Origin of the sequence: Methylobacterium sp. Leaf104 (assembly GCF_001422885.1) — a bacterium.
Taxonomy (GTDB): domain Bacteria; phylum Pseudomonadota; class Alphaproteobacteria; order Rhizobiales; family Beijerinckiaceae; genus Methylobacterium.
In genome coordinates this window covers 401062-421036 of sequence record NZ_LMMZ01000001.1, presented here as the reverse complement: position 1 = coordinate 421036, position 19975 = coordinate 401062, and the positions used below count along the sequence as shown (strand labels likewise).

Genomic DNA, 19975 nt, shown 5'->3' with positions numbered 1-19975 from the left:
CTCGCGACCGCGCGGGCGCCCCGTCATGATCCCCTTCGATCTTCGCTCGCCGGAGACCGGCGAGCCCCTCAAGGCCGACACCGCGCATTCGCTCCGCGAGGCCCAGAGCGGTGCGCGCTGGCCGGTGATCGACGGCATTCCCTACCTGCGGACCAACCGCGCCGACCTCGTCGGGCAGACGCTCAAGCTGCTGGATTCCGGCCAGGCGGACCTCGCCCTCGAAGGGCTCCTCGCCGACCAGGACGATTGGTGGACCGGCCCGTCGGCCGACCCCCTCGCGCTGCACGAACTCGTGCGCGAGCGGGACAGGCGCACGCTGCGCGACGCGGTCCGGCTCCTCGGCTGGGGCCGGGTCGGCGACTACTTCCTGCATCGCTGGACCGATCCGACGTTCCTGGCCGGCCTCACCCTCCTCGAGGCACACTGGAACGACCCGATCTGCGTCTTCGAGTTCGCCTGCGGCATCGGCCACTACCTGCGCGAATTCCAGACGCGCGGCGTCAAGGTGGCGGGCGCGGACGTCGTCTTCGCCAAGCTCTGGGTCGCCCGGCACTGGGTGGTCGGCAAATCGGCGCAGCTCGTCTGCTTCGACGCCAATTCGCCCCATTGGCCGATCCCGGACGCGCCGGTCGACCTCGTCGTCTGCAACGACGCCTTCTACTTCCTCGACCGCAAGGCCGAGGTGCTGGAAAATCTGCGCCAGAACGCCGGCGACGACGGCTGGCTCGCCCTCAGCCACATCCACAACAGCGACTGCCCGGGCTTCTCGGCGGGGCGGGCCGTCTCGGCGGCCGAGATCGACGAACTCTTCCCCGACGGCCTCGTCTACGACGACGACGACCTGACCAGGGCGATGCTGGATCGGCGCGCGCCCTCCCCCCGCAAGCCCCACGACCTGACGCGCTGCGAGGCCTTCTCGGTGGTGGCGGGCCCCGGCATGCGCCCGGCCCCCCGCCCCGTGATCGACGGCATCACCGTGCCGCGCCCCGGCCGGATGCTCCGTCTCAACCCGCTCTACGTGACCGAGAGGAATGACCGGCACGCGATCCGCTGGCCGTCCGAGCGCTACGAGGCGGAATATGCGGGGCGGGCCACCTATCCGCCGAGCTTCACCGGGCCGGGCACCCTCGACTGGAAGGGCGACCTCGACGCGCCCGAGGCCGACCGGGTCCGCGACCGGACCTATGTCGACCTGCCGGAGCGCTGGTGATGGCCCCGCCGGATCGGGCGCCCGTCGCCTGGGGCATCGTCGGCTACGGCTGGGTCGCACGCGACTACATGGCGCCGGGCATCCGCGCGGCGGGGCACCGGCTGGTCGCCGTCGCCGATCCGGGCGAGGCCTCGCGCGCGGCGGCGCAGGCCGAGGGCGCCCGGGCCTATGCGCGGCTCGCCGACCTCGTGGACGACCCGGAGGTCGAGGCGGTCTACGTCGCCACGCCGAACCACCTGCACCGGGAGGCGATCGAGGCACTGGCCGGCTCCGGCAAGGCGATCCTGTGCGAGAAGCCGATGGCGGCCTCCCTCGACGACGCCGAGGCGATGGTGGCGGCCCTGGCGCGCGGCGACAGCTTCTACGGCACCGCCTTCGACCAGCGCCATCACCCGGCCCACCGGGCCATGCGGGCCTTCATCCGCGCGGGGCGGCTCGGCACCGTCACGGCGATCCGCATCGTCTACGCCTGCTGGCTGCCGCGCGCCTGGACCTCGTTCAGTGGCCAGGACAACTGGCGGATCGACCCGGCCAAGGCCGGCGGCGGCGCCCTGATGGATCTCGCGCCGCACGGCCTCGACCTCGTCGACTTCCTCCTCGACGAATCGATCCACGATCTCGCCGCCCTGACCCAGACCCGGGCGCAGGACTACGCCGTCGACGACGGCGCCCTCCTGATCGGCCGCACGCCCTCCGGCATCCTCGCCAACCTGCACGTCGCCTACAATTGCCCCGACGCCCTGCCGCGGCGGCGTCTCGAAGTGACCGGCACGAAGGGCCTGCTCACGGCGGTCGACACGATGGGCCAGGTGGCCGGCGGCACCCTGTCGTTCACCGACGGGTCAACCGGCATATCGGACACTCTGCCCTTCGACGGGGAGGCCTCGCCCTTCCTCGAACAGGTGAAGGCCTTCGGCTCGGCGCTGCGCCGGCCGGCGGAGCGCGACGCCTACAGCGCGACGCGCGACCTTCACACCATGCGCTTGCTGGCCCGCGCCTACGCCGCGTTGCCCTGAGGAACGGAACACCACGACCGTGAACGAGCAGGACCAGGACGACCGCGCCCGCCACAGCCGGATCAAGGCGCCGCGCGCCTACACCCACGCCACCCCCCGCCGGATCGAGGGCCTGCCCTCCGCCCTGCCCGAGCCGGTGCGCGCCTATCTCGACATCCTGCCGGAGGGCCGCATCGTCGGCTTCCCTCTGGCGCCCCTCGACCGCACCGGCATCCCGGTCTGGTTCGTGTCCCTGTTCCTCGACGATCCGTTCTTCGTCGGCGCCATGCCGAGCGGGATCGGCTACGGCGCCACCGACGACGAGGCCCTCATCGGTGCGGTGGCGGAGATCGCCGAGAACCTGATGCCGTCGCTGGCGGTGATGCCGCGCAAGAAGGAGCGCGCCAGCTACGACGACCTCGTGCGGGTCTACGGCGCCGGCGCGGTCGCCGATCCCCTGACGCTGTGCCTGCCGGCCGGCAGCCCGGTGGGCCGTGCCACCACCCTCGAATGGACGCCGGCCATCCGCGCCCGCACCGGCGAGACGGTGCTGATGCCGCTCGACATCGCCGCCACCGACTATTTCGAGCTGTCGGAGGGCTACAAGCCCTTCACCAACCTCATCACCAACGGTCTCGGCGCCGGGCCGGACGTGGACTTCGCGCTCGGCCACGGCCTGCTCGAACTCCTGCAGCGGGACGGCAACGGCCTGCTGTTCCGCGCCCTCGACCAGGGGGTGACGCTCGACCTCTCGGAGGGGCTCGGCCCCGAGACGCGCGGCATGCTCGACCGGCTGGACTCCCTCGGGATCAAGGCCCTGCCGAAATTCGCCACCGACCAGTTCGGCCTGACCAACCTCTACGTCGTCGGCTACGACCGCAATCTCGCCGACACGCCGGTGCCGATCGCGCTCTCCGCTTGTGGCGAAGCCTGCGATCCGGACCGCGAGCGGGCGCTGCGCAAGGCGCTCCTCGAATTCCAGGCCGCCCGCGTGCGCAAGGCCTTCGGCCACGGCCCGCTGGCCTTCGCCGAACGGGTCACGCCCCCGGGCTACGTCAAGGCCTTCATCGACAAGGCGCTGCCGAGCCTCGATCTCGAGGAGAGCCGCGCCCTGAAGGCGATGCTCGAATGGATCGTGCAGCCGCCGGAGGGCATCGCCGCGACCTTGCGCGACACCGTCTATTCCGAGCGCTCCACCAAGCGCTTCTCGGAATTGCCGACCACGGACGCGCCGGACGGGCATGCCCGGGGCCGCATCGCCCGCGAAAGGCTGGAAGACGCCGGCTTCGACGTCCTCTACGTCGATTGCTCGCCGCCCGGCGGCTCCGTCGGCGTGGTCAAGGCCATCGTGCCGGGCCTCGAGGTCGAGACCATGAGCTATCACCGCATCGGCGAACGCAACACGCGGAAACTCATCGACCGCGACCATCCGCTGATCCGCTTCGGCGAGGCCACCGACACCCTGAAGCCCGTGCGCCTCACCCCCGAGGCGATCGAGCGCTTCGGCGGGCAGCCGCTGTTCGACACCGCGCTCGCCGACCGGATCGTCGGCTCGCACTACCCGCTCTACCGGGAGCCGGAATCGCACCACGCGCCGTTCCGTTTGGCGCAGCAGGGACGCGCCGCATGAGCCTGCGCTTCGCCTACAACACCAACGGCACCGCCAACCACCGCCTCGACGACGCGATCGACCTCATCGCTGAGGCCGGCTACCAGGGCGTGGCGCTGACCCTCGACATCCACCACCTCGACCCCTTCGCCGAGACCTGGCGGCAGGAGGCGCAGCGGGTGTCGAGCCGGCTGCAGCGCCTGGGCCTCGGCTCGGTGATCGAGACCGGCGCGCGCTTCCTCCTCGACCCCAAGGCCAAGCACGAGCCGACCCTGGTGAGCGCCGACGCCTCCGGCCGGGCGCGCCGGATCGGCTTTCTCAAGCGGGCGATCGACATCGCGGCGATCCTGCATTCCGAGGCGGTCTCGTTCTGGGCCGGCGTGCCGAAGCCCGGCATCGATGCCGGGGAGGCCCGGGGCTGGCTGCGCGAGGGCCTGGCCGAAATCGTCGCCTACGCCGCCGAGCAGAAGGTGGTCGCCTGCCTGGAGCCCGAGCCCGGCATGCTGATCGAGACCCTGGACGACTACGCCGCCCTCGACATGCCCGGCCTGAAGCTCGCCCTCGACACCGGCCACTGCCTCGTCACCGGCGAGCGCGACCCGGCCGCGGCCGTGACCGAGTTCGCCGACCGCATCGGCACCGTGGCCATCGAGGACATGGCGCGGGGCGTCCACATCCACCTGCCCTTCGGCGAGGGCGACATGGACGTGCCGGGCGTGCTCGCCGCCCTCGACGCGATCCGGTTCGACCGGCTGGTCTGCGTCGAGCTCTCGCGCGAGAGTCACCGGGCCGACCTGATGGTGCCGGCCTCGCTGCGATACCTGCGCGACTGCCGCAATCCGAACCCGGGAGCCTCCGCGTGAGGATCTGCTTCGTCTCGCGCCGCTACTTCCCGGCGATCTCCGGCATGAGCGTCTACGCGCAGAACCTCCTGCGCGAGCTCGTCGAGGCCGGCCACGACGTCACGATGATCTCCCAGTACCGCGGCGACGCCTTCGGCACCCGCGTCTATGGCGGCGGCCCGCCGCCCGCCGTGCCGGGCGTCACCGTCATCGGCCTGGAGCAGCTCGGCGAGCAGGAGAGCGGCGATTTCGAGCGCGACATCGACACGATGGTGGCGACGATCGAGGCTGAGCACGGCCGGAAGCCCTTCGACATCCTGCACGCGCAGTACGGCTATCCCACGGGCTGGGCGACGCTGCTGGCCTCGCGCCGGATCGGCGTGCCGAACGTGGTCTCGATCCAGGGCGGCGACGGCCACTGGGTCGGCTCGTGCTGCGAGACGCACCGGGTCGCCATGTGCGAGGTGCTGGCCCATGCCAACGCCCTGCTGATCGGCGGCGCCTCCTTCGTCGAGGAGGTCTGCGACCGGCTCGGCTCGGACCCCGCGCGCTTCACCATCGTACCCGGCGCCGTCGACACCGCGCGCTTCACGCCCGGCCCCGGCGACCATCCCGGCCCGGTGCGCCTGTTCTATCACGGCCGCGTCGACCGCCGGAAAGGCGTGCTCGACTTCATCGACGCCCTCGCGCGGGTGCGTGCCCGTGCCATCCCGTTCGAGGCGATCATCTCGGGCATCGGGCCGGACGTGGAGTCGTCGAAGGCCCGCGCGGCGGAACTGAACTTCTCCGAAGCCGAGATCCGCTTCACCGGCTACGCCGATTACGACACCGTGCCGGACCTCTACCGGGCGGCGGACGTCTTCGTGTCGCCGACCTACGCGGAAGGGTTCTCCAACACCATCCTGGAGGCGATGGCGGCCGGCCTCGCGGTGGTCTCGACCCACTCGGTCGGCGTCTCCGACTGCCTGCGCGACGGCGAGAACGGCCTCCTCGTCCAGCCGGGCGACGTGCCGGCCCTGGCCGACGCGCTGGCCCGGGTAATCGAGGACGTGCCCCTGCGGCGGCGCCTCGCCGCGGACGGCCTGGCCGAGTGCCGCCGGGTCTATTCCTGGCGCGCGGTCGGCCAGCAGATCATGGACGCCTACGCCGCCGTGGCCCAGGCGCGGCCCGCCACCGGCTTCCCGACGGTGCTGCCGCACGATCCGTCCTGCCGCTTCCGCGCCGAACCGCACCTGCTCTGAGCCGATGCCCACCGCGCTCGCCCTGTCGCCCCATCTCGACGACGCCGCCTTCTCCTGCGGCGGCTTCCTCCACGCCCTCGGCGCGGCGGGCTGGGACGTGGCGACCGTCACGGTGTTCACCGGCTCGGTGGCGAACCCGACCGGCTTCGCCCTCGCCTGCCAGACCGACAAGGGGCTGGGACCCGAGCTCGACTACATGGATCTGCGCCGGTCCGAGGACGCGGCGGCGATCCGGGCACTCGGGCTGGCGCCCCCGCGCCACCTGCCCTTCCGCGAGGCGCCCCATCGCGGCTACGCCTCGGCGGCGGAGCTCTTTCGCGATGTCCGGGCCGATGACGGGATCGTGCCCGACCTGACCGGCGCGTTCCGGGCGCTCCTGTCCGAGACGGCGCCCGACCTGATCCTGGCGCCCCAGGCCATCGGCGGCCATGTCGACCACGTCCAGGTGGTCCGCGCCCTCGATGCGGCCGGACCCACGGCGCCGATCCTGTGGTGGCGCGACTTTCCCTACACGGTACGCGACCAGAGCCCGAAGGAGCCCCTGCGCGCGCGCTTCGCCGACCTGCCGGAGGCGGAGATCTGCTGCGGCCCCGAGGGGCGCGCGGCCAAGGCCGTGGCCTGCGCCGCCTACGCGACGCAGCTCGGATTCCAGTTCGGCGGCCCGGAAGGCCTCGCCCGGCGCCTGGCGCAGGAGGGCGGCGTCGAGCGCTTCCGCCGGCAGGGCAGCCTGCCGGACAACCTGGGCCGCCTGTTCGCCGATGCCGGCTGAGGCGCCGCCCGCCGAACCGAAGAGCCTGCGCGACCCGGGCGTCCTCGCCGCGCGCAAGGCCCTGCTGGACAGCCCCCACATCGCTCCGATCCGCGCCCTCGCCCGGCAGATCGCGCAGGCCCGCGGCGCCGAGGTTCCCGATCCCGATCCCCTCGACGGCGGCATCGAGGCCCGCCTGCTGCTGCTCCTGGAGACACCGGGGCCGAGCATCCGCGGCACCGGCTTCGTCTCGCGCGACAACCCCACGGGGACCGCCGCCAACCTGTTCCGCTTCCTCGCCGAGGCCGGGATCGCCCGCCGCGACAGCCTGATCTGGAACACGATCCCGTGGGTGATCCACGCGCCTGGCGCCTCGAACCGCGCCCCGCGCCGGTCCGAGGTGACGCAGGCCTTGCCCTGCCTGGCACCGCTCCTCGCCTGCCTGCCGCGGCTCGGCGTCGTCGTGCTGTCCGGGCGGGTCGCCGGCCTGGCGCGGAATGCGCTGGAGACCCTGCGTCCGGACCTCACGGTGATCGCGGTGCCGCATCCGAGCCCGACCTATGTCTGCACCGCGCCGAGCGTCGCCGAGCGCATCCGGGCGGGCCTGGCCGAGGCGCAGGCTTGCATCGCCGGTGGGCATTGCGCCCCTCTCGCTGGCAATTGCCGGCCGATGCCCCTAAATGCGGGCGACGGGCCGTGGTCCGGCACAAGCTCGGGTTGACCCATGCCGCCGATGCGGCCGTACGCGGGGAGCCCGGCGGAGGCGGACGCCGACACGATGAACTTTGCGGGACAGCAGAAGCAGATCGAGACGGCCGAGGCGCTCGCGCCCGAGGCGTCTCCGATCGACGCGGCGGAGGCGGCACCGCCGAAATCCGGCCTGCGCGGACGCTACGCCTGGCTCGGCACCATCGCCAGCCTCGCCATCCTGGCGGGCTCGCTGTTCGTGCTGTGGAAGCTCGTCGAGACGGTGACCTGGGCCGAGATGCATGCCGCCTTCACCGGCGCATCGGCCGAACAGCTCACGTTCGCCTTCCTGTTCGTGGGGCTGAGCTACCTCTTCCTCACCTGCTACGACGCCCTGGCGCTCCGGCAGCTCAAGCTGAAGGTGCCCTATCGAACGACGGCCCTGGCCTCGTTCACCAGCTACGCGGTCAGCTTCACCCTCGGTTTCCCGCTCCTGACGGCCGGGACGATCCGCTACTGGATCTACTCCGGCAAGGGCCTGGGGCCGGCCAAGATCGCCGCCCTGACGGTGATCGCCGGCTTCACCTTCTGGCTCGGGATGGGCGTGGTCCTCGGCCTCAGCCTGATCGTGGAGGCGGGCCAGCTCGCCGCCCTCACCTTCACCAGCATCGCCCTGAACCAGGGCGTCGGCTTCGGGGCGCTTCTCGCCGTCGTGGCCTACTTGCTCTGGGTCTCGCTGAAGCGCCGCCACGTGCGGGTGAAGAGCTGGCGGCTCGAACTGCCCGGCGCCTCGGTCTCCCTGAGCCAGATGGTGGTGGGCATCGGCGACGTCTGCGCGGCGGCGGCCACGCTCTACGTGCTCCTGCCGGCGGGCACCTCCATCGCCTTCACCACCTTCGTGGCGATCTATGTCCTGGCGGCCATGCTGGGCATCGCCTCGAACGCGCCGGGCGGCATCGGGGTGTTCGAGGCGACGATCCTGCTCGCGCTGTCGAGCCTGCCCCGCGACCAGGTGCTCGGATCGCTGCTGCTGTTCCGGGTCTGCTACTACCTGGTGCCCTTTGTCATCGCACTGGTCATGTTGACCGTGTACGAGGTCGTCAAGCGCAGCCGGGGCGCCAGGACCTCGGGCGCGCCGTAGAGCCGGGAGGGTTCGCATGGCACGGGGCGCGCGCCGATCATCCTGGACCGCCGCCGCCGTCGCGACCCTGGGCCTCGGCGTGTTCGCCGCCGGCCGGGGCACCCTCGACGGCCCGATGATCGCGGCCTCCCTCGTCGTCCTCTGCCTCGGCGGCTTCATCGGCAGCCTCGGCCGCTCCCGCATCGTGCGCACGCCCGAGAGCCCCGGGACCGGCCGCCACTCCGTGGCGGAGGCCTTGCTCGCCAACATTCCCGACCCCGTCATCCTGGTCGATCGCCGCGCGGTGGTGATCGAGGTCAACCCCGCCGCCCGCGCCCTGCTGCCGACCCTGAAGCTGCGCCACCCGCTCTCCTTCGCCCTGCGCGCACCGGACGTCCTCGACGGGATCGAGGAAGTGCTGCGCACCGGCGCCGCGCTCAAGACCCTCTACACCACGCGCGTGCCCACCGAGCGTGCCTTCGAGGTGCAGATCGGCGCCCTGCCGATGCCGGACGGGGTCGTGGGCGGGCAGCCCAACGTCGTGCTGTTCCTGCGCGACCTCACCTCGGCGCGGCGCCTGGAGGCGATGCGCGTCGATTTCGTCGCCAATGCCAGCCACGAGCTGCGCACGCCGCTGGCTTCGCTCCTCGGCTTCATCGAGACGCTGCAGGGCCCCGCCCGCAACGATCCGCCGGCGCGCGAGCGCTTCCTCGGCATCATGAAGACCCAGGCGCAGCGGATGGCGCGCCTCGTGGACGACCTCCTGTCCCTGTCGCGGATCGAGCTGCGCGAGCACGTCCCGCCGACGCGGCCCGTCGACCTGACCCGGATCGCGCGGCAGATGGTGGACACGCAGGGGCCGCTGGCCCGCGACCGCGGGGTCGCCCTGAGCGTCGCGGCCGAGGGCGCCTTCCCCGTCCTCGGCGAGCGCGACGAGCTGCTGCGCGTGGTCGAGAACCTGATCGAGAACGCGGTGAAGTACGGCGGCAGCGGCGGGCGCGTGGAGGTCGCGCTTCGCCGCCAGACCGATGCCGCGAGCGGGCGGGCGGGCGTCGAACTCGCCGTGCGCGACTACGGGCCGGGCATCGCGGCCGAGCACATCCCGCGCCTGACCGAGCGGTTCTACCGGGTCGACGTCGCCTCGAGCCGCGACCAGGGCGGGACCGGCCTCGGCCTCGCCATCGTCAAGCACATCGTCAACCGGCACCGGGGCCGCCTGATCATCGAGAGCGTGCCCGACGCGGGCACCACCGTGCGGGCGATCTTTCCGGAATTCGAGACCGCCGGGACCCGGGAGGCCCTGGCCGAGCCGGCGTGACGGCGGGCCGCTACCGGAACGGCGGCTCGTCGAAGCTGCGCAGCTTGCGCGAATGCAGGCCGTGGCGCTCGGCGCGCAGGTTGTCGAGGGCGGCGAGCCCGATGAGCAGGTGCTCGGCCACCGCGCGCTCGTAGAACGCGTTGGCCGCGCCCGGCAGCTTGATCTCGCCGTGGAGCGGCTTGTCGGAGACGCAGAGCAGGGTGCCGTAGGGCACCCGCAGGCGGTAGCCCTGGGCCGCGATGGTGCCGCTCTCCATGTCGACGCCGATGGCGCGGGAGAGGTTGATGCGCCGCCGCTCCTGGCTGAAGCGGAGCTCCCAGTTGCGGTCGTCGTAGGTGACGACCGTGCCCGTCCGGAGGCGGCGCTTGAGGGCCTCGCTCTGCTCGCCGGTGACGTGGGCGGCCGCCGCCTGGAGGGCGAGCTGCACCTCGGCCAAAGCCGGCACCGGCACGTCGGGGGGCACCAACTCGTCGAGGATGCGGTCGCGGCGCAGGTAGCCGTGGGCGAGGACGTAGTCGCCGATGGTCTGCGACTGGCGCAGGCCGCCGCAATGGCCGACCATCAGCCAGCAATGCGGGCGCAGGACCGCGAGGTGGTCGGTGATCGTCTTCGCGTTGGAAGGACCGACGCCGATGTTCACCAGGGTGGTGCCCTGCTGGCTGCCGTCGGGTCCGCGCGCCACGAGGTGGTAGGCCGGCATCTGGTACTTGTGCCAGGGCGAGGCGGCGATCAGCGCCGCCGGATCGACGGAAGCCGCCTCCGCCCGCGAGACGGTGACGCCGCCCGGCAGGATCATCCGCTCGAAGCCTGCGTCGCCGCGCTTCAGGCGCTCGAGGCCGTGGCGGATGAAGCCGTCGACGTAGCGGTGGTAGTTCGTCAGCAGGATCCAGGGCTGCACGTCGCCCCAGTCGCTGCCCGTGTAGTGCACGAGGCGGCGCAGCGAGTAGTCGGTGCGGATCGCGTCGAAGAGGGCGAGCGGGCGCGGCGCGTCGGGCAGGTCGTGCCAGAGCCCGTCCGCGATCTCGTCGCCCACCACCGAGAGCAGCGGCACGGGGAAGTAGGTGGCGAGGTCCCGCGGGGTGACGCCGCTGCGGCCGAGATCGGCGCCCGGCTCGATGACGTAGGGATAGGGGATCTCCTGGGCGCTGAGGCCGACCTCGAGGGTGACGGCGTAGTCCCGCACCAGGGGGCGCAGCTGCTCCAGCAGGTAGCTGCGGAAATGGCCGGGCTGGGTCACGGTGGTGGCGTAGGCCCCCGGCGCCTGGAGCTTGGCCGTGGCGCGGGACACCTGCGGCATCGGCCCGGCGGGCTGGTAGGTGACGCGCAACTCCGGGTAGCGGAACTGCAGCCGCTCCGTCGCGTCCGGCGGCGGCCCGCCGTCGAGGTAGCGCGCGAGGGCCGAACGCAGCGCCTCGATCGCCCCCGCATGCAGGGCCGCCAGGCGGTCCACGGCGGTCTCGGGGTCGGAGACGGACTCCATCGGTCGCAACTCGTCGCGGATCACGGTGCCTCCTGGCCAAGTCCTCGGTCCCCAGCGTCTTACACCTCGGGAACCGGAGAGGCGAACCCGTGCGATCGGGGGCGTCCGGGGAGTCGCGCGGCGCCGGCCCTCCCGAATTCCCTGTCGGAATTGTCCCTCGGTTCCGATCAGGCCATTCCACTGCGCCTATGATTCCATTAACATATGCAAGGCATCCATTCCGTCCCACGAAAACGAAGACTGGGTCCACGGACTGGCATAAGCGACGACGACAGGGGAAACACAGCGTCGATGCTCACCGTCATGGGTTGTTTCCTTGCCGAGAATGACCCGTGGCTGATGGCGCTCGCCGGGATCATTTGCATCCTGGCAGCGACGTCTACGATCGCGCTCCTGCATCATGCGCGGCAGACCCGGGTCGGCTGGCGCGGCGGATGGGTCGCGGTCGCGGCGGTCGCCGGCGGCTCGGGCATCTGGGCCACGCATTTCCTCAGCATGCTGGCCTTCGATCCCGGCCTCGTCGCGGCCTACGCGGTCGGCCTGACCGTGCTGTCGCTGGTGCTCGCCATCCTGGTGAGCGGGGCCGGCCTCGCGACCGCGGTGTTCTGGGGCGCCCGCGGCGCCCCGCTGGCGGGCGGCGCCATCGTCGGGCTCGGCATCGCGGCGATGCACTACACCGGCATGGCGGCCTATCAGGTCGCCGGCCGCATGGATTGGCATCCCGGCCTGGTCGCGCTCTCCATCGTCGCCGGCATCGGGCTCGCCATGGCCGCCCTCGGGGTGGGCCTGACCAGCCGGCGGACGCCGGGCCGCATCGTCGGCGCAGCCCTCCTCGCCGCCGCGATCTGGGCCCACCATGTCCTCGGCATGACCGCCCTGACGATGGTGCCGGACCCGCGCGTGCTCGTTCCCGAGGAGACGGTTCCGCCGCTCTGGCTCGCCCTGCCGGTCGGGCTCGCGAGCCTCACCATCCTGGTCATGGCCTGTACCGCCCTGGTCCTCGATCTGCGCGAGCGCCAGCGGGCGGTCTATCGCGGACGCCTCCTCAGCCTCGCCAATGCCGCCGTGGAAGGCCTCGTGATCTGCCAGGATGGCGTCATCGTCAGCGCGAACGACAGCTTCGCCGCCCTCACGGGCACGGAGGCGCGGAGCCTCGACGGCGTGCCCCTGTCCCGCTTCATCCCGGATGCCGGGACGCTGCGGAGCCTGGAGGCGGGACGCGACGAGGCGGTCGAGGGCACCCTGTACCGGCTCGACGGGGCCGGCCTGCCGGTGGAGCTGATCATGCGGCCCGTCGCCTATGGACGCACGCCGCACGTCGCCCTCGCGGTGCGCGACCTGACCGCGCGTCGCCGGGCCGAGCGCCAGATCCAGTTCCTCGTCGGGCACGACCCGCTGACCGGCCTGCCCAACCGGCAGCACTTCCATTCGGGCCTGGATCAGGGCCTCCGGCGCGCCGCGGCCTCCGGGGGCCGCCTCGCCCTGCTCCACATCAACCTCGACGGGTTCAAGGAGATCAACGACCTGTTCGGCAACGCCATCGGCGACGGGTCGCTGGTGCGGGTCGCCCGACTCCTCGGCGGTCTCCTCGACCCGACGCAGATGGTCGCGCGCATCGGCGGCGACGAGTTCGCGGTGCTGACGCCCTGCTCCCACGCGGTGGCGGCGGGGCGCCTCGCGGAGGAGATCCGGGCCACCCTCCAGGCGGCGGCCGAGAGCGCGGCCCAGGGCGAGCCGGTCCCGGCGGCCACGATCGGCATCGCGGTGTTTCCCGACGATGCCCGCGACCGCAACGACCTCCTCAACGCGGCCGACACCGCCCTCCTCCTCGCCAAGGCGGAGGGACGGGGAAGCTACCGCTTCTTCGAGGCCTCGGTCGGACAGGACGTGCGCGAGCGCCGCCTCCTCGAGAAGCAGCTGCGCCGCGCCCTGGCGGAGGACCAGCTACGCCTCGTCTACCAGCCGCAGATCGAGACCCGCACCGGGGCGGTGCTCGGCTTCGAGGTCCTCCTGCGCTGGCACCAGCCCGCCCGCGGCTTCGTCTCGCCGGCGGTGTTCATCCCCATCGCCGAGGAGAGCGGGCTGATCCGGGAGATCGGCGCCTGGGTGCTGCGGGAGGCCTGCCAGGAGGCCGCCCGCTGGGAGGCCCCGCTGAGCGTCGCGGTGAACGTCTCGGGCGTGCAGGTCCACGATGCGGGCTTCGCGCCCGCGGTCCGGGTGATCCTGGCCGAGACCGGCCTCGACCCCGCGCGCCTCGAACTCGAGATCACCGAGACCGCCCTGATCCGCGATCCCGACCGGGCGCGGACCAACCTGCGCCAGCTGAAGGCCCTGGGTCTGCGCATCGCCATGGACGATTTCGGAACCGGCTACTCGTCGCTCTCGAACCTGCGGATGTTCCCGTTCGACACCATCAAGATCGACGGCTCCTTCATCGCGGCGGTCGACTCGAACCCGCAGGCGGCCGCCATCGTGCGCTCGGTGCTCGGACTCGGGGCGGGCCTCGGCCTGCCGGTCATCGCCGAAGGCGTCGAGACGGCCGAGGAGCTCGCCTTCCTGGTCGCCGAGAAGTGCCATGCGGCGCAGGGCTACTTCATCGGCCGGCCCGGGCCGATCGGCGGGTTCGAGCAGCATACGGGCCGGGCGCGCCGCCGGTCTCCGGTCGCCGCCTGACCCGCGCGGGCCGGCTTGCTCCCGCACGCGGCTTGCCCGAAACGGAAGGCCCGGCGCCTCGGCCCGCGCCGGAGGAGAGAGGCCGCCCATGCACGACGAGACCGGACATCGCCCCGGCGAGGCGGCGATCCCGCTGCCCGAGACCTTCGATGCCGGGCTGTACTTCATCGGCCGCATCCGCACCCCCTGGGCGACCCGCGGCGAATGCCCGAAGAACGGCCTGAAGACCGACGCGATCTGCACGCTCAGCGTCGACGCGCCCTTCTCCCGGGCGCTCCAGAACGTCGAGGGCGCGAGCCACCTCATCGTGCTCTACTGGATGGACGAGGCCGCCCGGGACCTCGCGCTCCAGCGCCCCCGCCACGCGGAGGGCAGCCGGGGCACCTTCTCCCTGCGCTCGCCGGTGCGCCCGAACCCCATCGCCCTGTCGGTGGTCGAGCTCCTCGCGCGGGACGGGGCGAGCCTGCGGGTGCGCGGCCTCGATTGCCGCGACGGCACCCCGCTCCTCGACATCAAGCCCTACTTCGCGACCACGGATTCACGCCCCGGCGCCACGGTGGACCGGGCCGGGACGGCGCCGCGCTGACGCGACGCCCCGGGGCTCGCGGATCAGCCCGCGGGCGCCGGCGCCTCGGCGCCGTGGACCTGCCCGTCCGCGCCGTGGACCCTGCGCGGGGTGCCCTTCGGCGGCGCCTTGATCCGGTACCAGCCGACATAGAGGGCGGGCAGGAAGAACAGCGTCAGGAAGGTGGCCGCCAGGATGCCGCCGATCATGGCGTAGGCCATCGGCCCCCAGAACACCTCGCGGGCGATGGGGATCAGGCCGAGGCTGGCCGCGGCGGCCGTGAGCAGGATCGGGCGCATGCGGTGGCAGGTGGCGTCCACCACCGCGTCCCAGGGGGGGAGGCCGTCGCGCTCGTACTCGTCGATCTGGGTCACCAGGATCACCGAGTTGCGCACGATGATGCCGATCAGGGCCAGCACGCCGAGGATCGCCACGAAGCCCATCGGCTTGTTGAAGGTGAGCAGCGCGATCGCCACGCCGATCAACCCCAGCGGCGCGACGCTCGCCACCAGGAAGAGCTTCTGGAAGCTCTGGAGCTGGATCATCAGGAACATCGCCATGGTGAGCAGCATCACCGGCGCCACGGCCGCGATCGGCCCCTGGCCCTTGGCGCTCTCCTCCACGGCGCCGCCCACCGCCAGGACGTAGCCGTCCGGCAGGCTCTTGCGGAACGCGGTGATCGTTTCGTCGAGCTGGCTCACCACCGTGGCGGGCTGGGTCTCGTCCGAGATCGAGGCGCGCACCGTGATGGTGGGCAGGCGGTCGCGGCGCCAGACGATGGGCTGCTCCAGCTCGTAGCCGATGGTCGCGAAGGCCAGCAGCGGCACCACGCTGCCGTTGGCCAGCGGCACCTGCAGGCTCTGGAGGGTGTCGAGGGAGTTGCGCTCCACCGCCTGCGCGCGGGCGACCACGTTGACGAGGTAGATCGAGTCCCGGACCTGGGTGATCGACCGGCCGCCGACGATGCCGTTGAGGAGCCCGGCGATGTCCTCCGAGGTCACGCCGAGCTGGCGCGCCTTGTCCTGGATGATGTCGACCTTGAGCACCTTGCCGGGCTCGTTCCAGTCGAAGGTCGGCACGTCGAGATGCGGGTTGGCGCCGACGATGTTGCCGAGGGTGAGCGCATGGGTCCGCAGGGTCTGCAGGTCGGGGCCGCTGAGGCGGTACTGCACCGGGCGTCCGACCGGCGGTCCGAGATCGAGGGAGTGGATGAGGAAGTCGGTGCCGACGAATTTCTCGCGGGCGAGCTTGTCGAGCTTGAGCTTCGTGCGCTCGCGGGCCTCGATCGACTTCGTCTCGATGACGATCTGGCCGAAGAAGGCGTTGCCGAGCTGCTGGTCGAGGGGCAGGTAGAAGCGCACCGCGCCCTGGCCCACGTAGGACGACCAGCGCACGATCTCGGGGTCGCCCACCAGGCTCGCCTCGAAGCGGTCCATCTGGCCCTTCGTCTCGGCGATGCTGGCGTTCTGCGGCAGCGTCATGTCGACGAGGAGCTCGGGCCGGTCGGAGGCCGGGAAGAACTGCTGCTGCACGAAGCCCATGCCGACGATCGAGGCGCCGAGCATGCCGACGCAGGCGATCACGGTGGTCCAGCGCCAGCGCATGGCGCCCAGCAGCATGCCGGTGAAGATCCGCATCGACCGGCTCGGGGCGCCGTGATCCTTGTGCTTCATCTGTTTCGGCAGGAGCTTCACGCCGATCAGGGGGGCGAACAGCACCGCCACCACCCAGGAGACGAGGAGCGAGGCCGCGATGACGACGAAGAGCGAGTAGGTGTACTCGCCCGCCGACGAGCCGTTGAAGCCGATGGGCAGGAAGCCCGCCACGGTGACCAGGGTGCCGGTGAGCATCGGGAAGGCGGTGGAGGTGTAGGCGAAGGTCGCCGCCTTCTTGAGGCTGTCGCCGACCTCCAGGCGCGCGACCATCATCTCCACCGTGATCATGGCGTCGTCGACGAGGAGGCCCAGCGCGATGATGAGCGCACCCAGCGAGATGCGCTGGAGCGTCACGCCCATGATCTGCATGACCACGAACACGATGGCGAGCACGAGCGGGATCGAGAGCGAGACCACCAGGCCGGCGCGCCAGCCGAGCGAGATGAAGCTCACCGCCAGCACGATCACCACGGCCTCGACGAGCGCCTTGGTGAAGCCGCCCACCGCCTCCTCGACGATTTTGGGCTGGTCCGAGACGAGGTGGATGCCGACGCCCACCGGCAGTTCGCCCTCGAGCTTGCGCATGCGCTCCTTCAGGTCGTGGCCGAAGGTGAGCAGGTTGCCCGAGGGCTGCATCGCGATGGCGAGGCCGATCGCCGGCTGCCCGTTGAAGCGGAACAGGTCGGTCGGCGGATCGGTGAAGCCGCGTGAGATCTCGGCGACGTCGGAGAGGCGGAAGAAGCGGTCGTTCACCCGCAGGTTCACGGCGCGCAGGCTCTCCTCGTTGACGAACTGGCCGCCGACCCGGACGGAGACCCGCTCCGGCCCCGCCTGGATCACCCCGGAGGGCGCGATGGCGTTCTGCGACTGCAGCGTGCGGATGACCGAGTTGGTGTCGAGGCCGAGGCCGGCGAGCTTGCGGGTGGAGAAGTCGAGGTAGATCACCTCGTCCTGAGCGCCGAGGAGCTGCATCTTGCCCGCGCTCGGAACCTTCTTCACCTCGGCGCGGACGCGCTCGACGTAGTCGCGCAGCTGTCGTGGCGTCACGCCGTCGGCCGTGAAGGCGTAGACGTTGCCGAAGACGTCGCCGAACTCGTCGTTGAAGAACGGACCCTGGATCCCCTGCGGGAACGTGTTCTGGATGTCGCCGATGCGCTTGCGGACCTGGTAGAAGATCGCCGGGATGGTCTTGGGCGGCGTCGTCTCGCGCAGCTGCACGAAGACGGTGGCCTGACCGGGCGTGGTGTAGCTGCGGCTGAAATCGACGGCATCGATCTGCTGCACCTCCTTCTCGATCCGCTCGGTGACCTGATCGAGGGTGTCGCCGATGGTGGCGCCGGGCCAGCGCGCCTGCACGATCATGGTCTTGATCGCGAAGGGCGGGTCCTCCTCGCGCCCGAGGCGCTCATAGGCCAGGAACCCGGCCACGACCGAGATCAGCATCAGGAACCAGACGAAGGAGCGGTGCTCCAGCGCCCATTCGGAGAGATTGAAGTTCTTCACGGGATTGCTCTCGCCTCACCGGGGTGGCGGCTGATGATGGACGGCGTCGGGCGCGCGGATCAGGGCGCCTGGTCGGGCAGACGCACGGCCTGCCCGTCCTTGAGCGAGTGGACGCCGGCCACGACCACGCGGTCGCCGGCATCCAGGCCCGCGCCGATGCTGACGCGCTCGGCGTCCCGGCGCGTGACGGTGACGGGCCGCTTCAGCACGCTCTTCCCGTCCGGCGCGACGACCCAGACCGCATCGCGGCCCTCCTCCGTCAGCACGACGGTGGCGGGCAGGTCGACGTGGGGCGGTTCGGCCCGCGCCAGGGTGACCGTGAGGGTCGAGCCCAGGCGGAAGGCCTCGGAGGGCTTGATCAGGGTCATGCGGACGCGCCGGGTGCGCGTGGTCTGGTCGGCGAAGGGCGCGATCTCGCGCACCCGCGCCGTCGCCGTCACGTCCGGGGCGCTCTGCAGCGACACCGTGAACTGGGCGTCGGTCGGCATCGTGCCGACGAGTTCCTCGGGAATGTCGACCACGGCCTCGCGCTCCTCGGGGCGGGCCAGGGTCGCGACGGCCTGGCCGGCGCTGAGGACCTGGCCGACCTCGGCGCTGCGCACCGTGACGACGCCGTCGAAATCCGCGTGCAGCTCGGTGTAACCCATCTGGTCCCGCGCCCGCTGCAGGCTCGCCTCGGCTTGGGAGACCCGGGCCTGGGCGGTGTCGCGGCTCGCCACCGCGGTGTCGAGCTGGGCCTGGGCGACGTTGCCGCCGGCGAGCAGCCGGCGGCGGCGCGCCTCCGTGGCGCTGGCATTCTCGGCCTGCGCCCTGGCGTCGGCGAGATCGGCCTCCGCGCGGGTCAGGGCGAAGCGCGTCACCACCGGATCGAGGGCGGCGATGCGCTGCCCCTTCTGGACGATATCGCCGACCGTGACGTCGCGGGCGATCATGCGGCCGGCGATCTGGAAGCCGATCTCCGACTGGTAGCGCGGCGCCACCACGCCCGCGAAGGGGCCGAAGACCTGAGCGGCCACCGGCTTCACGACCCGGACCAGCACCGGCCGTACGGGCGGCGGGGCAGCCTCCTGGGCGGCCTGGCAGGCGCCGAGCGGGACGACGAGCGCGAGGGCGCGCAGGCTCGGGCGGATCATCGCGTCGCCTCCAGGGTTTCGGCGACGGCGACGGCCTGCCCCGGACGAAGGAGCTGGATCCCCGCGATGACGACCTCCTCGCCGGGCTCGACCCCGCCCTTCAGCGCGATGGTGTTGGGTCCGTAGCGCTCGATCGTGACGGAGCGGGGCGTGACGGTGCCGCTGGCGGGGTCGCGCACCCAGACAGCCGGGCCGTTCTCCCAGCGATACAGGGCCGACCAGGGCAGCACGATCGCCTGGCGCGGCCGGAACTTGCCGGTGCCGATGACCACCGCGCCGAGGCTCATGGCCTTGGGCGTCTCGTCGAGCCCGACCTTGACCCGCACGGTCCCGGAGGCGGCGTCGACGCTGGGGGAGATCTCGCGCACCCGGCCGGTCGCCTTGACCCGCGGATCGGCCTGCAGCGTCACGTCGACCGTCCTGCTCCCGGGCGGGGCGGCGAGCACCGCCTCGAAGATGTTGAAGACGGCGTCGCGCGGGCCGTCCTGGGCCATCGCCAGGACGGTCTGGCCGGTCTGCACCACCTGTCCGACCTCGAAGGTCCGGCTGAGGACGATGCCGTCCACGCCGGCCTTCAGGTCCGTGTAGGAGAACTGCTCCTCGGCAGTGCCGAGGGCCGCCTTGGCGGAATCCACCGAGGCCTGCGTGGTGCGCAGCTGCTGCTCGGCGTCGTCGTAGCTCGGGCGGGTGGTGTAGCCGCTGGCCATGAGCTGCTCCTGGCGCTTGAAGTTCAGCTTGGCCTGGGTCAGCAGCGCCTCGGCCGAGGTGAGCGCGGCCTGGGCGTTGTTGAGATTGGCGCGCTGCTCCTGCGGGTCGAGCTTGGCCAGCACCTGATCGGCGGTGACGTGGTCGCCGACCTCCACGAGGCGCCTGGCGATCTTGCCGTTGGTCCGAAAGGCGACGTTGACCTGGGACTGCGCCTGGATGTCGCCGGTGAAGATCAGGTCGGAGGCGATCGTGGTGGCGCGGGCCACGGCGGTGCGCACCACCGCGACGGCGGGGCTCGCCGGCCGGATCGCCGCCTTGGCATCCCCGTCGGCGCCCCACGCGGAGGGGGCCGGGGCGGAACAGGCCATGAGCACCAGGGCCAGGCCCGCGCATCCGCGCGGCCCCATGGTCAGCCAACCCAACATCACGTCCTCGAACTCGGAAGCCCCCGCCTCGCGCCACCCTTACCGGCAATCCTACCGACCGTC

The 19975-nt window shown here is 71.9% G+C and carries 15 protein-coding genes; 11 read left to right on the top strand and 4 right to left on the bottom strand.

The annotated features are described in order from the left end of the window. Positions 1 to 25 precede the first annotated feature (25 nt). Genes ASF49_RS01995 through ASF49_RS01955 form a run of 9 tightly spaced genes read left to right on the top strand, consistent with a single transcriptional unit; the run spans position 26 to position 9770 of the window. On the top strand, positions 26 to 1210 hold the full coding sequence (locus ASF49_RS01995; RefSeq protein WP_056466831.1) for a class I SAM-dependent methyltransferase: 1185 nt from the start codon (positions 26 to 28) through the stop codon (positions 1208 to 1210). Then, on the top strand, positions 1210 to 2226 hold the full coding sequence (locus ASF49_RS01990; RefSeq protein ID WP_056466827.1) for a Gfo/Idh/MocA family protein: 1017 nt from the start codon (positions 1210 to 1212) through the stop codon (positions 2224 to 2226). Before ASF49_RS01995 ends, ASF49_RS01990 begins: the two co-directional genes overlap by 1 nt. 19 nt (positions 2227 to 2245) lie before the next feature. Next, complete coding sequence (locus ASF49_RS01985; protein WP_056466824.1) at positions 2246 to 3835, top strand: YcaO-like family protein; 1590 nt, start codon at positions 2246 to 2248, stop codon at positions 3833 to 3835. Next, positions 3832 to 4677 carry a sugar phosphate isomerase/epimerase family protein gene (locus ASF49_RS01980; protein WP_056466822.1) on the top strand — a complete coding sequence of 282 codons (846 nt, stop codon included), beginning with the start codon at positions 3832 to 3834 and terminating at the stop codon, positions 4675 to 4677. The genes ASF49_RS01985 and ASF49_RS01980 overlap by 4 nt, the downstream gene beginning before the upstream one ends. Continuing rightward, positions 4674 to 5897 carry a glycosyltransferase family 4 protein gene (locus tag ASF49_RS01975; protein WP_056466819.1) on the top strand — a complete coding sequence of 408 codons (1224 nt, stop codon included), beginning with the start codon at positions 4674 to 4676 and terminating at the stop codon, positions 5895 to 5897. Before ASF49_RS01980 ends, ASF49_RS01975 begins: the two co-directional genes overlap by 4 nt. 4 nt (positions 5898 to 5901) lie before the next feature. Beyond that, a complete protein-coding gene (locus ASF49_RS01970; protein WP_056466816.1) occupies positions 5902 to 6666 on the top strand; it encodes a PIG-L deacetylase family protein in 765 nt (254 codons plus the stop codon). After that, on the top strand, positions 6656 to 7366 hold the full coding sequence (locus ASF49_RS01965; protein ID WP_082510742.1) for a uracil-DNA glycosylase: 711 nt from the start codon (positions 6656 to 6658) through the stop codon (positions 7364 to 7366). Before ASF49_RS01970 ends, ASF49_RS01965 begins: the two co-directional genes overlap by 11 nt. A 57-nt stretch (positions 7367 to 7423) precedes the next feature. Then, a complete protein-coding gene (locus ASF49_RS01960; RefSeq protein ID WP_056467942.1) occupies positions 7424 to 8473 on the top strand; it encodes a lysylphosphatidylglycerol synthase domain-containing protein in 1050 nt (349 codons plus the stop codon). Positions 8474 to 8489: 16 nt separating this feature from the next. After that, entirely contained in the window at positions 8490 to 9770 is a 1281-nt protein-coding gene (locus ASF49_RS01955; RefSeq protein WP_056466813.1) for an ATP-binding protein, read from the top strand. Positions 9771 to 9780: 10 nt separating this feature from the next. On the opposite strand, the gene ASF49_RS01950 is transcribed toward ASF49_RS01955, so the two are convergent. Then, positions 9781 to 11274 (bottom strand): AMP nucleosidase, encoded by a 1494-nt coding sequence (locus tag ASF49_RS01950; RefSeq protein ID WP_056466810.1) that lies wholly within the window; start codon positions 11272 to 11274, stop codon positions 9781 to 9783. A gap of 267 nt (positions 11275 to 11541) precedes the next feature. On the opposite strand from ASF49_RS01950, the gene ASF49_RS01945 reads away from it, so the two are divergent. After that, positions 11542 to 13923, top strand: coding sequence for a bifunctional diguanylate cyclase/phosphodiesterase (locus ASF49_RS01945; RefSeq protein WP_056466807.1), 2382 nt, complete (start codon positions 11542 to 11544; stop codon positions 13921 to 13923). Positions 13924 to 14011: 88 nt separating this feature from the next. Continuing rightward, positions 14012 to 14509 (top strand): tRNA (N6-threonylcarbamoyladenosine(37)-N6)-methyltransferase TrmO, encoded by a 498-nt coding sequence (tsaA, locus tag ASF49_RS01940; RefSeq protein ID WP_056466804.1) that lies wholly within the window; start codon positions 14012 to 14014, stop codon positions 14507 to 14509. Between the two features lie 23 nt (positions 14510 to 14532). On the opposite strand, the gene ASF49_RS01935 is transcribed toward tsaA, so the two are convergent. From ASF49_RS01935 to ASF49_RS01925, 3 genes are read right to left on the bottom strand one after another with little or no spacing between them, the layout of a single operon-like run. After that, a complete protein-coding gene (locus ASF49_RS01935; RefSeq protein ID WP_056466801.1) occupies positions 14533 to 17646 on the bottom strand; it encodes an efflux RND transporter permease subunit in 3114 nt (1037 codons plus the stop codon). Positions 17647 to 17705: 59 nt separating this feature from the next. Then, positions 17706 to 18779: an efflux RND transporter periplasmic adaptor subunit gene (locus ASF49_RS01930; RefSeq protein ID WP_082510740.1), complete on the bottom strand. Its 1074-nt coding sequence runs from the start codon at positions 18777 to 18779 to the stop codon at positions 17706 to 17708. Next, on the bottom strand, positions 18776 to 19912 hold the full coding sequence (locus ASF49_RS01925) for an efflux RND transporter periplasmic adaptor subunit (RefSeq protein WP_431739877.1): 1137 nt from the start codon (positions 19910 to 19912) through the stop codon (positions 18776 to 18778). Before ASF49_RS01925 ends, ASF49_RS01930 begins: the two co-directional genes overlap by 4 nt. Between the last annotated feature and the right edge of the window lie 63 nt (positions 19913 to 19975).

Excerpts from the sequence above, each read along its gene's own strand:
- ASF49_RS01995 (WP_056466831.1), top strand. The coding sequence starts at position 26 with ATGATCCCCTTCGATCTTCGCTCGCCGGAGACCGGCGAGCCCCTCAAG.
- ASF49_RS01990 (WP_056466827.1), top strand. The coding sequence starts at position 1,210 with ATGGCCCCGCCGGATCGGGCGCCCGTCGCCTGGGGCATCGTCGGCTAC.
- ASF49_RS01980 (WP_056466822.1), top strand. The coding sequence starts at position 3,832 with ATGAGCCTGCGCTTCGCCTACAACACCAACGGCACCGCCAACCACCGC.
- ASF49_RS01970 (WP_056466816.1), top strand. The coding sequence starts at position 5,902 with ATGCCCACCGCGCTCGCCCTGTCGCCCCATCTCGACGACGCCGCCTTC.
- ASF49_RS01965 (WP_082510742.1), top strand. The coding sequence starts at position 6,656 with ATGCCGGCTGAGGCGCCGCCCGCCGAACCGAAGAGCCTGCGCGACCCG.
- ASF49_RS01960 (WP_056467942.1), top strand. The coding sequence starts at position 7,424 with ATGAACTTTGCGGGACAGCAGAAGCAGATCGAGACGGCCGAGGCGCTC.
- ASF49_RS01955 (WP_056466813.1), top strand. The coding sequence starts at position 8,490 with ATGGCACGGGGCGCGCGCCGATCATCCTGGACCGCCGCCGCCGTCGCG.
- ASF49_RS01945 (WP_056466807.1), top strand. The coding sequence starts at position 11,542 with ATGCTCACCGTCATGGGTTGTTTCCTTGCCGAGAATGACCCGTGGCTG.
- tsaA (WP_056466804.1), top strand. The coding sequence starts at position 14,012 with ATGCACGACGAGACCGGACATCGCCCCGGCGAGGCGGCGATCCCGCTG.
- ASF49_RS01930 (WP_082510740.1), bottom strand. The coding sequence starts at position 18,779 with ATGATCCGCCCGAGCCTGCGCGCCCTCGCGCTCGTCGTCCCGCTCGGC.
- ASF49_RS01925 (WP_431739877.1), bottom strand. The coding sequence starts at position 19,912 with ATGTTGGGTTGGCTGACCATGGGGCCGCGCGGATGCGCGGGCCTGGCC.